Raw genomic sequence first — 13,437 nt, forward strand, 5'->3', positions numbered from 1 at the left:
TTGGAGCGGGAGACGAGGCTCGAACTCGCGACCTCAACCTTGGCAAGGTTGCGCTCTACCAACTGAGCTACTCCCGCATTGTGCTGCTTTTGCCCTACTAACTGCTGCCTTGTTACTGCAACTACACGCTTACTGCCTCCGTTACTACCTGCGACGTTTCGAACTGCGTGCATCGGAGAAACGAGATTATGGAGAAACGACTGAAACGTGTCAACCCCTTTTGCGAATGTCTTTAACTGAAAAGATTTCACTCACGCTAGCGCGACGTTCGAACAAGCGCGCGCCTTCCGCGCGCTGCGTCTCGCTCGATCTCCGCTCAGACACAATCAGGCCACGCCGCCCCGTTCGCGGATCTGCGGCCATGCAAGTTTCATGTAGTAGAGCATCGACCAGATCGTCAGGAACGCAGCCAGATAGATCAGCCACAAACCCCACACGCGCGTGTCGACGAACACACCACCGCCGAACGGCAACGGCCCGTAGAACAGCAGCATCGGAATCGCGACCATCTGGCACACGGTCTTGAACTTGCCGAGCGAATTCACCGCAACGCTCTTCGACGCACCGATCTGCGCCATCCACTCGCGCAGCGCCGAGATGGCGATCTCGCGCCCGACGATCACCAGTGCGATTGCCGAATCGATCCGCGCGAGTTGCACGAGCACCAGCAGCGCAGCCGTCACCATCAGCTTGTCGGCGACCGGATCGAGGAACGCGCCGAACGCCGAAGTCTGGTTCCACTTACGGGCCAGGAAGCCGTCGAACCAGTCGGTGAGCGCCGCCAGAATGAAGATCGTCGCGGCCGCCAGATTGCGGTGTGCCGGGCTCATCATCATGTCAGGCAAATAAAACACACCGACGACGAGCGGAATCAGAACGATCCGCAGCCAAGTCAGGAAAATCGGAAAATTAAACGGCATGGGCAGGCGCAGCGTCTGACAAGGGAGATGCAATTGTGCCGTGTCGCAAGGCCTGCCACAAGCAAAGCGGCGCGCGGAGCCTGGCGCGCGCAACGCCGGGGCACCGCTTATCAGCCGCCTGGCATCTGCTTGCCGGCCGCTTTTGCGTTATTTATCGACCGCTCGCTGCAGAATCCGGGCGCTGCCCGGCGTGCCGCGACCGGTGTAATTAGTGCAATTGCCGGTAGATCTGCTCGGCCAGCGCCTGCGAAATTCCTTCGACGCTCGCCAGATCCTCGACGCTTGCCGCAACCACCCCACGCAGCCCACCGAAACGCGCCAATAACCGCTGACGCCGCTTCGCGCCCACCCCTTCGAGTTCTTCGAGCCGTGAGGTCTGGCGTGTCTTGCCGCGCTTTGCACGCATGCCGGTAATGGCGAAACGGTGCGCCTCGTCGCGGATTTGCGCGACCAGCATGAGCGCGGCGCTTTCCTTGCCGAGTTCGAGCGGAGCGCGGCCATCCGCGAAAATCAGGGTTTCCAGCCCCACCTTGCGCCCCTCGCCCTTCGCGACACCGACCAGCATGCCGGTATCGAGACCCAGTTCGGTGAACACCTGCCGTGCGATTTCGACCTGCCCCTTACCGCCGTCGATCAACACGATGGTCGGCAGGATGCCGCCAGCCGCAGCCGGTTCCGCGGCATCCGCCGCGAGCGACGGGTCAACGGCCGCGTCGGTTTGCAATTCGGCGGCTTCATCCGCCGCGTTCGCGGCCGCTTGCGCCACCATCTTCTCGTAACGGCGCGTCAGCACCTGGCGCATCGCCGCGTAGTCGTCGCCCGGGGTGATGCCGGTGATGTTGTAGCGGCGGTACTCGGACGACTGCATCTTGTGATGGTGATACACCACGCACGACGCCTGCGTCGCCTCGCCCATCGTATGGCTGATGTCGAAGCACTCGATGCGCAGATGCGCGAGATCGTCGCACTCCATGCCGAGCGTATCGGTGAGCGCGCGCGTGCGAGCCTGCTGCGAGCCTTGTTCCGAAAGCAGGCGCGCGAGTGCGAGCCGTGCGTTCTGCTCAGCCATCGCGAGCCACGCGCGCCGTTGACCTTGCGGCTGGCGCAATACCGTCACCTTGTGGCCGGCCTGCTCGATCAGCACGTCGACCAGTTCGCGCGTGGCCGGCGCGTGGCTGACCACGAGCACCGGCGGTACGCGGTTGCCGATGTAGTGCTGCGCGATGAACGCCTCCAGCACTTCAGATTCGATGCCGCCGGCAGTTGCACGGCCTTTGCGCGGCGCTGGAGATCCGGATTCCGACCCGGACTCGGCCGCCTCATCCGTCTCTACGTCGGGCGCAGCGTCTTCGTCTTCCTTGTCATCGGCTTCTTCGGACGGCATCTCCCCAGCAATCGCGAGCGCATCGTCTGCTTCGGACGCAGCGTTTGCCCTGTTGCCGCCCTCGTTCAGCGCCGAGCCGTCGCCCGCCGCGATGTCGGTCAGCAACGCATCGTCGCCGCCTTCTTCGAGTCCACCCTCGCCGATCGTCAGGGCGCTTTCCACATGCGCCGGGAAATACGCCTTGTCGCCCAGATGCCGCCCGCCCCGCACCATCGCCAGATTCACGCACACGCGTCCGCCGAGCGCCACGACCGCGAGGATATCCACATCGCTGTCGCCACCCACTTCAATCGCCTGCTGATGCAGCACCGTCGACAACGAACTCATCTGATTACGCACCGCCGCGGCCTGCTCGAACTTCAGTTCGCTCGCGAACGCATGCATTTTCTGCTCGAGCTCGTTCATCACCTCACCTTGCCGGCCGAGCAGAAAGCGCGACGCATTGGCAACGTCGCGCGCGTAATCCTCTTCGCTGATGGCTCCGACGCAAGGCGCCGTGCAGCGGCCGATCTGATGCAGCAGGCAGGGCCGTGTGCGGTTGTTGAACACGGAATCTTCACACGTGCGCAACTGGAACACGCGCTGCAGGATCTGGATGCTTTCGCGCACCGCCCACGCGCTCGGGAACGGTCCGAAATACTGATTCTTGCGATCCACCGAGCCGCGGTAATACGCCATGCGCGGAAATTTGTGGCCGGTCAGTTTGAGATAGGGATAGGACTTGTCGTCGCGAAACAGGATGTTGTAACGCGGCGCCAGCGCCTTGATCAGATTGTTTTCGAGCAGCAGCGCCTCAGCCTCGGAGCGCGTGACGGTCGTCTCGATGCGCGCAATGCGCGTCACCATCATCGCGATACGCGGGGACAGTTGCGTCTTCGTGAAGTAGCTCGAGACGCGCTTCTTGAGGTCGCGCGCCTTGCCCACATAAAGCACCGCGCCCTGCGTATCGTAATAGCGATACACGCCAGGCAGATGCGGCAATTGGGCGAGCACTTTCTTCGGCTCGAAAACGTCAGTTGCTTCGGGTTCGGTCATGCAGAATCGATTGGCTGGGACAGTGTTGCGAAGCCTCTGCCCGCGTGTTGCGCGTCAAGCGGCCGTTCAGACGCGAAACCGCGGATGAGTGCTTTAGAATCGCCAGTTTAGAGCATTCCGCGCGCGTTCGAACCTTGCTGCATCGAACGCTGCGATGGCGCAGTGCCGAGCCGGCGGCCGAGCTGATCGCATGATCCGCCTGGGTTACCGGCTCGGGTCACCGGCCGGGTCACCCGGCCGATTCGTCCGCCAGCAAGACTTTGCGCCCTCTACACGCCACCCGTGCCACTCCGCGACCCACGCCCCATGTCCTCCACCACGCCGCCGTCCGAACAATCCGTCACCGCACCCACCGCGATCGCTTGCGATATCTTTTGCGCGGTGATCGACAATTTCGGTGACATCGGCGTGTGCTGGCGTCTCGCCCGCCAGTTGGCAAGCGAGCACGGCTGGCTGGTGCGCGTATTCGTTGACGACCTGCACGCGTTCCAGAAACTGTGCCCGTCGCTGGCGCTGGATCGCGCGCGCCAGACGATCGGCGGCATCGTCATCGAACACTGGCAGGAGCCGGCCCATGCAGGCGACACGCTCGAGGTGGCTGACGTCGTGATCGAGGCATTCGCCTGCGAGTTGCCGCCGGCATACGTCGCCGCGATGGCGCGGCGCGAGCGCGCGCCGGTCTGGTTGAACCTCGAATATCTGAGCGCCGAAGACTGGGTTGCGGATTTCCATCTGCGGCCGTCGCCGCACCCGCGCTACCCGCTCACCAAGACCTTCTTTTTCCCCGGACTCGGCCCCGGCACGGGCGGCGTGCTGAAGGAGCGGCATCTCGACGCCGCGCGCATGGCCTTCGAGGCGTCGCAACCGGCGCGCGAGGCGTGGTGGCTGGAAACCACCGGCCGCGCGCCGCCCCCGGCCACCGCCACCGTCATTTCGCTGTTCGCCTACGAAAACCCCGCCGTCGACAGCCTGCTCGAACAATGGCGCGACAGTGCCGAACCGGTTGTTCTGCTGGTGCCGGAAGGCCGCATTTCCGGCGCGCTCGCGCGCTTTTTCGGCCTGCCGTCGTTCACCGCGGGTTCGCACGCCGAGCGCGGCAGCCTCAGTGCCCACGCGCTCGCGTTTACCGCGCAAGCCGGCTACGACCCGTTGCTGTGGGCGAGCGACGTCAATTTCGTGCGCGGCGAAGATTCGTTCGTACGCGCCCAATGGGCCGCCAAACCCTTTGTCTGGCACATCTACCCGCAAGCCGACGACGCCCATCTGCCCAAGCTCGACGCCGCGCTCGCCCACTACGCGCGCACCCTGCCCGGCGATGCCCGGAGCGCCCTTGCGCGCTTCTGGCACGCATGGAACGGCGCCGGCAAGCCTGACTGGGCGGAATTCCAGCGTCACCACGCGGTGTTGAAGCGGCGCGCAGCCGAATGGGCCGGCGAACTGGCCCTGATAGGCGACCTCGCCGGAAATCTGGCCTTGTTCGCAAAAACTCAGTTAAAATAAGCGGTTATCCAACGGCCGACGACACAAGCGCGACCCGATCGCAGCGATCTTGTTGGCAAATTCGTCTGGTAAATTCGAATTCGTCTCGCGAATTGGTCTGGCAGATTCGCCAGGCTAGCTGGCCTGACTAATTCGCGAGGCAAACCCTGCAGGCCGATCCGCTTGCGCCGTATGCCGTTGAGCAACAGTTGAAGCTACTTATTTCGTACAGGACAGTTTTATGAAGACCGCACAGGAACTCCGCACCGGCAACGTAGTCATGATCGGCGCAGACGCGATGGTCGTGCAAAAGGCCGAATACAACAAATCGGGCCGCAACTCCGCCGTCGTCAAGATGAAGTTCAAGAACCTGCTGACCGGCGCAGGCATGGAAAGCGTGTACAAGGCAGACGACAAGTTCGACGTCGTAGTGCTGGAACGCAAGGAAGTCACGTACTCGTACTTCGCTGACCCGATGTACGTGTTCATGGACGCCGATTACAACCAGTTCGAAGTCGAAGGCGAAATGATGGGCGACGCCCTTCACTACCTCGAAGACGGCATGGCTTGCGAAGTCGTGTTCTACAACGACAAAGCCATCTCGGTCGAACTGCCGACCACGCTGGTCCGTGAAATCATCTACACGGAACCGGCAGTCAAGGGCGATACGTCGTCGGGCAAGGTGTTGAAGAACGCCAAGCTCACCACCGGTTTCGAACTGCAAGTGCCGCTTTTCTGCAACATCGGCGACAAGATCGAAATCGACACGCGTACGCACGAGTATCGCAGCCGCGCCTAAGCGCCTGCAGCCTGCGCGGGAGCCAAGTCCCCACGTTCGGCACAGTGAAAAAAATGGCAAAAAAAAGCGCCCGCACTGGGCGCTTTTTCTTTTTTATGCCGCCGTGTATGGTGGAGGAAAACTTTACCGGCACTCTTCTAAAAAATGCCTGTGCGCTCCGTTTATCTTCCGTCTCTGCGTCGAACAAACCATTGATAAACTTAAGTAATTGGCTTTGGCATAATCCATGCTTCCCTCTGACATAGGTCACTAAGGCTTTATTTCTCCAACTCTCTCCAACTCTTGGGATGCGACCTGAATCACGACATCGCTGAAGAAAGATGAAGTTTGAGATAGGACGCCTCTTCGACGGTGAGCGGGATTTCTGACCAGTCGAATGAAGGAAATACCGGTGCCCGCCCATTCGCCGGATTGCATCAGAGCGGACATCCACTGAAAAGCAAAGGACCCAGAAACTAAATGAGTCGAATCGCCCCAACTCTGCTTGCACATCGTGTCCCACGATCTGCACGACGCCCATGCCAGTCGGCCCGGGGCGGTTACGCCGCGGTGGCAGGCACTGCTCGCGCGGTACGGCGTTCGACCGACAACATTGCCGGCCAGCCATCGCGCCCAGTTCGCGCGCCAGAGTACCGGCGCGGCGTCCCGGGTATTCCGTCCATCTAAAAATAGCGCTCGCCATGCCACATGCCCTGATTGTTGAAGACGATCCCAATAGCCTGTCTGGCCTGTCCGCCATCCTCGCCGCCGACGGCTTCTCCGTCGACACCGCGACCACCATCGCCGAGGCCCGGGCCGCGCTGACACGCTTTATTCCCGATGTCGTGCTGGTCGATCTGAATCTGCCGGACGGCAGCGGGCTCGATGTGCTGCAGCACCTGCCCGCGCACCCGCCCGGTGGCGCCTTGCCTGTGATCGTGATGACCGGCAACGCAACAGTCGAAAGCGCGATCGAGGGTTTGCGGCACGGCATCTGGGATTACCTGCTCAAGCCGGTCAATATCCCGCGTCTGCGCAGTCTGCTCGCCCGGATTCCGCGTCCATACGAGCTGACCGAGGAAGTCCAGACCCTGCGCGCGTCGCTGCGTCAACTCGGCCGTTTCGGCTCATTATTGGGCCGCAGCGGCGCGGTCCAGCACGTGTACGACACGATCGAGCATATCGCGCCGACCGAAGCCGCCGTGCTGATTTCCGGCGAAGCCGGCACGGGCAAGCAGATTGCCGCGCGCACGCTGCACGACATGAGCCGGCGCCGCAAAGGGCCGTTTGTCACATTCGATTGCCGGAGCGCAGGCAGCCTTTCGGCGCACCGCTCGCTCGACAGTCTGCTGTTCGGCCATGAGCGCGGCGCGTTCAGCGGCGCGGACCAGCGCGAACCGGGGCTGTTCGAGCAAGCCAGCGGCGGGACGCTGTTTATCGACGAAATCGCCGAACTGCCGCGTGTCCAGCAGGAAGCGCTGCTGCGCGCACTGGATTCGCAGACCTTCATGCGAGTCGGCGGCACCAATCAGGTGGCGACCGATTTCCGGCTGATCGCGTCGACACGCAAAAGCCCGCGCGCGGCGGTTGCTGATGGCAGCTTGCATCAGGACCTCGCGCTGCGTCTGGAAGCGGCGGCTATCACGCTGCCGCCGTTGCGCGAGCGCGGCGACGATCCGGCGCTGATCGCGCAAGCCGTGGTCGATGAGCTGAATCACGAAGCAACTTCGCGTGGTACGGCGGAAGTGGCCAAGCAGATCGGACCGAATTTCCTGCGCGAATGTCTTGCGTACGACTGGCCGGGCAATGTGCGCGAGTTACAGGACCGCGTGCGCCGGGCATATCAGGCCTCGGGGGACGTGCTGGAATCGCTGCGCGCCGATGAAGCGGGCTCGGCAAACGGACGCGATCTCAACGGCAGCCGTGTGCAGGTCACCGTCGGCACCCCGCTCGCGGACGTCGAGGAAATGCTGATCCGTGCGACGCTCGACGCAGTCGGCGGGACGCGCCATCGCGCTGCATCGCTGCTCGGGATCAGTCCGAAGACGCTGTATAACAAGCTGCAACGGATGCGGTTGAACTGACGAGGCCGGGCTGGCCGCGTGGCTAGCCCGGTTTGAATAAAAAAAACGGCGCCTGAAAAAAGCGCCGTTTTTTTGCTCGATGCAAACGCTCGAGACGTTGATCCGTTGATCCGTTGATCCGTTGATCCGCTGGTCCGCTGATTACCGGGTGCGCATCTGGATTTATGCGAACGCGCTGCGCAGCAAGGCCTGCGCTTGCAGATACTGCGGCTCGGCAACCAGCTTGCTCCATTTAAGCGCCTTGCCGCGCGGACGCATGCGCTTAAGCCGCTGCTGTGACTCCTTCGACGGCGTGAAGCGCAGCGCATCCAGCACCTTCTCCGCCTCGTCCGGCTGATTGCAGATCAGCACCATGTCGCAACCGGCCTCCAGCGCCGCGCTCGCGCCTTCCGTAAGCGTGCCGCCCTGGCGCGCGGCTTCCATCGAGAGATCGTCGCTGAACACAGCGCCCTCAAAGCGCAATTTTTTGCGCAAGATGTCCTGCAGCCAGACACGCGAGAAACCCGCCGGCTTCGAGTCGACTTGCGGATAAACCACATGGGCGGGCAACACGGCGCCAAGCGACACACCGAGCCAGTCGTACGGTGCCACGTCGTCGCGCAAAATTGCTTCGAGCGAACGGTCATCGACCGGCATGGCAACGTGCGAGTCCGCATGCGCAAAGCCGTGCCCCGGGAAATGCTTGCCGCAATTGCTCATGCCGGCCAACGCAAGGCCGTGATTCAGGCTCTTCGCCAGCAAGGCCACGACGCGCGGATCGCGATGAAACGAGCGATCGCCGATCACCTGCGACTGGCCGTAATTCAGATCGAGCACCGGCGTAAAACTCATATCGATGCCGCACGCGCGCAATTCAGCCGCAAGGATATAGCCGACCGCGGTGGTCACTTTGGTGGCGTGCAGCACGTCGCTGTCCCACAATGCACCGAGCTTGCCCATCGCCGGCAGCACGGTAAAGCCGTCGGTGCGAAAGCGCTGCACGCGGCCGCCTTCGTGGTCGACCGCAATCAGCAGATCGTCGCGGATCGCGCGAATCGAATCGGTGAGCGCGATCAGTTGCGCGCGGCTTTCGTAATGGCGCGCGAACAGGATCACGCCGCCGGTCATCGGATGCGCAAGGCGGCGTTTATCGTCGTGATTCAGCGTGGTGCCGACCACGTCGAGCATGACCGGTCCGGGAGTGGTTTTCATCGATTTTCGCTAGAAGAAGCCTGAGAGCAAAGAAAGACACGGCCGACGTGCGCCGCGTTCAAGATTTTTTATTCGTCGCTGGCGGGCGCGCGCGGGGCGGTGGGCTCTTGCACCACCGCTCCTGTTTCAGCAATCACGAAGGACACGGCGTAATCGCGTTCGTCGCTGATCGTCACACGTGCCGTGATGCCGCGCGCGTCGAGCCATTCAGCCAGTTCGCCCGATGCCACCACCATCGGTTCGCCGCTCGGCTTGTTGAGCGTTTGCAGCGCGCGCCACGTCATCGGCCAGCGCATGCCGAGGCCGATCGCTTTCGAAAATGCCTCCTTGGCCGAGAATCGCGTAGCGAGAAATGCGAGTCCACGGGCGGCTGAGCGCGCATGGCGAGCGTGATAAACGCGCAGTTCGTCCGGACCGAGCACTTTCTCCGCAAAGCGGCCATTGGTGCGCGTCATCACCGCGGCCACGCGGCTGACCTGAACGATATCCGTACCGATGCCGTAGATCGTCATGGGCGGCGCCGCGGCGTTACGCGCTTGCGCCGAGACGCGCGGCGACCATGATCGCCTTCATCTCGCGCACGGCGTTGTCCCAGCCCGCGAAGATCGCATGCGCGACGATCGCGTGGCCGATATTCAACTCGACGATACCTTCGATCGCGGCGATCTGCTGAACGTTGGTGTAATGCAGGCCGTGACCTGCGTTGACCTTGATGCCGAGCGTGGCGCCGAACTCGACCGCGCGCACCACGCGCTCATACTCGCGCTGCTGCTCGGCAGGATCGTGCGCTTCGGCATAACGGCCGGTGTGCAATTCGATCACCGGCGCCCCGGCTTCATGCGCGGCACGGATTTGCGTTTCGTCCGGATCGATAAAGAGCGACACCCGCGAGTTCGCAGCGGCGAGTTGCTTGCATGCGGCGCGCACGGCTTCGAACTGACCGGCAACGTCGAGACCGCCTTCAGTCGTCAATTCCTGACGCTTTTCCGGCACGAGGCACACGTCGTGCGGCTGCACCTCGCACGCGATGTCGAGCATCTCCTGCGTGACCGCGCACTCCAGATTCATGCGGGTTTTCAACAGCGGACGCAGCTTGCGCACGTCGGCATCGACGATATGGCGACGATCTTCGCGCAGATGCAGCGTGATGACATCGGCACCCGCCTCTTCGGCCATCAACGCGGCGCGGATCGGATCCGGATAAGAGGTGCCGCGCGCGTTGCGCAGCGTGGCGACGTGATCGATGTTCACGCCCAGGTCAATCACATTCGGCGACGTAAGAAAGAAGCTCATAAGTTCTGCAAGTCGATCAGTATCTGGCGCGTCGCGAGCGGCGTGCCGCCAAGGTAGGTGTTGAGCAGAAAGCGCATCAGCGTTTTGCTTTGCGCTACCGTCTGCGCTCGATGGTAATCGTCCTTTTCCATATCGAGCAAGGTCTGTCCGACGATGACCGGCCATTGCGCGGGCAGGTCGTCGGAGGCCTCGCGCACGCCGCGCTCCGGATCGAACACATAGCGGCCGTCGGCCTGCACGGCTCTGCGCGAGACCGTGCGATCGAGCGCCATCGCATAACCGGTTTCCCGCAGCAGCACACGTTCGAACGAACGCAGCACCTGCACGGGCGGTTCATCATGCGCGAGGCGCGTCATGGTGACGACGTAGTGATGGAACAGTTGTGGATGCGGGTCTTCACGCGCGCAGAACTTGACCAGCAATTCGTTGACGTAGAAACCGCAGAGCAGCGCGTCGCCCGCTAAAGGCAACATGCCACCAACCCATTCGGCGCCGGTCAGCGTGCGCACTTCGGATTTGCCGGACCAGGACAACGCGAGCGGCTGGAAGGTCTGCAGCACGCCGCGCAACGCGGAGTGCGGACGCTTCGCGCCCTTCGCGACGAGGGCGAGCCGGCCGTGATCGCGCGACAGCACGTCGATGATCAGACTGGTCTCACGGTACGGATAGCTATGCAGGACGAAAGCGGGTTGCTCGGCGATCCGGTAATCGGAAGCGGAAGTGCGCGGCGCACGGCGTGCGGGCGCTTTGCGCGGCTCGCCTTCGGCGCCCTGGGCAGCGCTTTGAGCACCCTGAGTGTTTCTGGCACCTGAGGAAATTCTGCTGGCACTGCGCGCGGGTTTGGACGGCTCGCGCGCCGGCACTGCCGGCGCCGCATCGTCCGGGTCAGCGTCGGAATTCAGCGTCATCCACGCGTCATTCGTACCCATACGCACGGAGTCCGGCTTCGTTGTCAGCCCAGCCGCTCTTCACCTTGATAAAGGTTTCCAGATACACCGGGCCGTCGAACAGCTTTTCCATATCGAGGCGCGCTTCGGTGCTGATCTGCTTCAGCTTGGCGCCCTTCTGGCCGATGATCATCGCTTTCTGCGTATCGCGCTCCACCAGGATGGTCGCGAAAATACGCCGCAGACGCCCTTCGGTTTCGAACTTGTCGATCAGCACGGTGCTCGTGTACGGCAGTTCGTCGCCGGTCCAACGAAACACTTTTTCGCGCAGGATTTCGGCGGCAAGAAAGCGCTCGCTACGATCGGTGAGGTCGTCTTCGCCGTAGATCGGCGCGCCTTCCGGCAGGAACGGTTTGATCGTCTCCAGCAAACGCTTGATGTCGTCCGGATTCTTCGCCGACAGCGGCACAATTTCGTTGAACTGACGCAGGGCGCTCACCTGTTGCATGAACGGATACAGCGAATCCTTATCCGCCACGCGATCGAGCTTGTTCGCGATCAGCAGTGTGGGCACCGACGGCGGAATCAGGTCGAGCACCTTCTGGTCGTCCGGGCCGAAGCGGCCGGCTTCGATCACGAACAGAATCGCGTCGACCGAACTCAGCGTGGACGTGACCGCGCGGTTGAGCGAACGGTTCAGCGCGCCGCTGTGTTTGGTCTGGAAACCCGGCGTGTCGACGAAGATGTACTGCGCGTCTTCAAACGTGTGAATACCGGTGATGCGATGGCGGGTGGTCTGCGCCTTGCGCGACGTGATACTGACCTTCTGGCCGACCAGCGCGTTCATCAGCGTGGACTTGCCGACGTTCGGGCGGCCGACGATCGCGACCATGCCGCAGCGAAAACCAGTGGGAGTGGGAGCGTTCATATTCGGGCTACGGCAAGTTCAGATCGACGCGCGCGGATTGGCGCGCCGATGGCATTCAATGGCCCGCATCGGCGACGCGGGTTTGCGCCGCGTCGGCTACGCCGGGTTCGTGTTCGATGGGTGCCGGCACGGCGGGCGTGGGCACGGCTGCGCCGGGTGTGGTGTCCCGGCTGCGGTGTTTGTCGGCGATGCGAACGGCGGCTTCCGGTTTGGCTTCTGCAGGCTTTGCGCCTTCGGATCTGGTTTCACCAGATTTGGCGTCCAGCTTGTCGACTGACTTATCTGCCGCCGCTTTGTCAGCAGGTTTGTCACTCACGTGAGCCATTGCCCGGTCCGTTCTTTCCGACCTGTCCGTGCGCTCCGACTTGTCCTGTCCGCTGTATTCCACGTGTGCGGCTCGAATCACGGCCAGCGGCGCGGAGGTCACAACAGCGGGCTCAGCCACCGGCGCAGTACGGCCCTCGCCTCGCCCAGCCCCCCGCTCGTTCTTGCGATCCGGGCTGCGCAAATCGAGCGCGGCCTGTACGCCGGTCACACCGGGCACGATCTCCTGTTCGGCGTTCTTCGCAGCACGAGCGCCTTTCGAACGCTTGGGCTTGGCAACCACGGCAGGCGCCGCGGCCATCACCTCGTCAAGCGCCTTCTTGGCCGCAGCCTGCTCAGCCGCGCGACGGCTCGCACCGGAACCGGACACCTTGACGTCCAGCTTGGGCACCGTGCATTCGACTTCAAATTGTTGATTGTGCGCCGCACCATGCGTTGCAACAACCGTGTATGTGGGCAACGCGATCTTGTGACCCTGCAGATATTCCTGCAGCAGCGTCTTGGCGTCTTTGCCGAGCGTGCGCGGGTCGATGTGATCGAGAATCGGCACGTAAAGACGCTTGATGACCGTTTGCGCGGCATCGAAGCCGCCGTCGAGAAACACCGCGCCCAGCACGGCTTCCAGCGTGTCTGCAAGGATCGACGGGCGGCGGAAGCCGCCGCTGCGCAATTCGCCTTCACCAAGGCGCAGGCCTTCGGAAATATTAAGGGCCTGAGCAATCTCGTAGAGCGACTGCTGCTTGACCAGATTGGCGCGGACGCGCGACAGATCGCCTTCGTCCAGTTTGCCGAAACGTTGGAACAAAAGCGCAGCCACCGCGCAATTCAGGACGGAGTCGCCGAGAAACTCGAGCCGTTCGTTATGCGTGGAACTATGACTGCGGTGCGTTAAAGCCTGGCGCAACAATTCCGCATTGCGAAATTCGTAGCGCAGACGGCTTTCCAACGGAGATAGGGGCATGGGCAGAGTATAACGCGGGCGCCTGTCCCGGCGAAAACGCGGGACGGCCAGCGGAAAAAGCATGGTGAAGCGACGTTACCGCAGATTCTTAAAGTAGCGTGCTAACACGCCGCGACCGATGTGCCCTAAGTGTGGGCCACCTGCGCGGCGTGTCGTGCAATCAAGGCATGCGT

11 protein-coding genes and 1 tRNA gene are annotated in these 13,437 nt (G+C 62.6%); 3 read left to right on the plus strand and 9 right to left on the minus strand.

What is annotated here, in order from left to right:
• Position 1 precedes the first annotated feature (1 nt).
• The 3 genes from AC57B6_RS01125 to uvrC form a co-directional block, all read right to left on the minus strand.
• Positions 2-77: transfer RNA gene (locus tag AC57B6_RS01125), tRNA-Gly, on the minus strand.
• A gap of 249 nt (positions 78-326) precedes the next feature.
• A complete protein-coding gene (pgsA, locus tag AC57B6_RS01130; protein WP_144192490.1) occupies positions 327-920 on the minus strand; it encodes a CDP-diacylglycerol--glycerol-3-phosphate 3-phosphatidyltransferase in 594 nt (197 codons plus the stop codon).
• A gap of 208 nt (positions 921-1,128) precedes the next feature.
• Positions 1,129-3,339, minus strand: coding sequence for an excinuclease ABC subunit UvrC (gene uvrC / locus AC57B6_RS01135; protein WP_496420568.1), 2,211 nt, complete (start codon positions 3,337-3,339; stop codon positions 1,129-1,131).
• Between the two features lie 306 nt (positions 3,340-3,645).
• Between uvrC and earP the strand changes: the two genes are divergently transcribed.
• From earP to AC57B6_RS01150, 3 genes are all read left to right on the plus strand, one after another.
• Positions 3,646-4,839, plus strand: coding sequence for an elongation factor P maturation arginine rhamnosyltransferase EarP (gene earP / locus AC57B6_RS01140; RefSeq protein ID WP_496420569.1), 1,194 nt, complete (start codon positions 3,646-3,648; stop codon positions 4,837-4,839).
• Positions 4,840-5,059: 220 nt separating this feature from the next.
• Positions 5,060-5,617 (plus strand): elongation factor P, encoded by a 558-nt coding sequence (gene efp / locus AC57B6_RS01145; protein WP_028199188.1) that lies wholly within the window; start codon positions 5,060-5,062, stop codon positions 5,615-5,617.
• A 680-nt stretch (positions 5,618-6,297) separates the two neighbouring features.
• Complete coding sequence (locus AC57B6_RS01150) at positions 6,298-7,680, plus strand: sigma-54-dependent transcriptional regulator (protein ID WP_252888281.1); 1,383 nt, start codon at positions 6,298-6,300, stop codon at positions 7,678-7,680.
• Between the two features lie 162 nt (positions 7,681-7,842).
• Here the strand turns inward: AC57B6_RS01150 and nagZ are convergent, their stop codons facing one another.
• From nagZ to rnc, 6 genes are all read right to left on the minus strand, one after another.
• Entirely contained in the window at positions 7,843-8,871 is a 1,029-nt protein-coding gene (nagZ, locus tag AC57B6_RS01155) for a beta-N-acetylhexosaminidase (protein ID WP_028199190.1), read from the minus strand.
• 68 nt (positions 8,872-8,939) lie between these two features.
• Positions 8,940-9,383, minus strand: coding sequence for a holo-ACP synthase (gene acpS, locus AC57B6_RS01160; protein WP_035519931.1), 444 nt, complete (start codon positions 9,381-9,383; stop codon positions 8,940-8,942).
• 16 nt (positions 9,384-9,399) lie between these two features.
• Positions 9,400-10,164, minus strand: coding sequence for a pyridoxine 5'-phosphate synthase (gene pdxJ, locus AC57B6_RS01165; RefSeq protein WP_153134886.1), 765 nt, complete (start codon positions 10,162-10,164; stop codon positions 9,400-9,402).
• Positions 10,161-11,093 carry a DNA repair protein RecO gene (gene recO, locus AC57B6_RS01170; RefSeq protein ID WP_444512991.1) on the minus strand — a complete coding sequence of 311 codons (933 nt, stop codon included), beginning with the start codon at positions 11,091-11,093 and terminating at the stop codon, positions 10,161-10,163. The genes pdxJ and recO overlap by 4 nt, the downstream gene beginning before the upstream one ends.
• On the minus strand, positions 11,080-11,979 hold the full coding sequence (era, locus tag AC57B6_RS01175; RefSeq protein ID WP_028199194.1) for a GTPase Era: 900 nt from the start codon (positions 11,977-11,979) through the stop codon (positions 11,080-11,082). The genes recO and era overlap by 14 nt, the downstream gene beginning before the upstream one ends.
• Before the next feature lie 55 nt (positions 11,980-12,034).
• A complete protein-coding gene (gene rnc / locus AC57B6_RS01180) occupies positions 12,035-13,264 on the minus strand; it encodes a ribonuclease III (protein WP_030101309.1) in 1,230 nt (409 codons plus the stop codon).
• Positions 13,265-13,437 lie beyond the last annotated feature (173 nt).

This window comes from Paraburkholderia sp. BGA-UO-ETr-F12, from assembly GCF_059567945.1.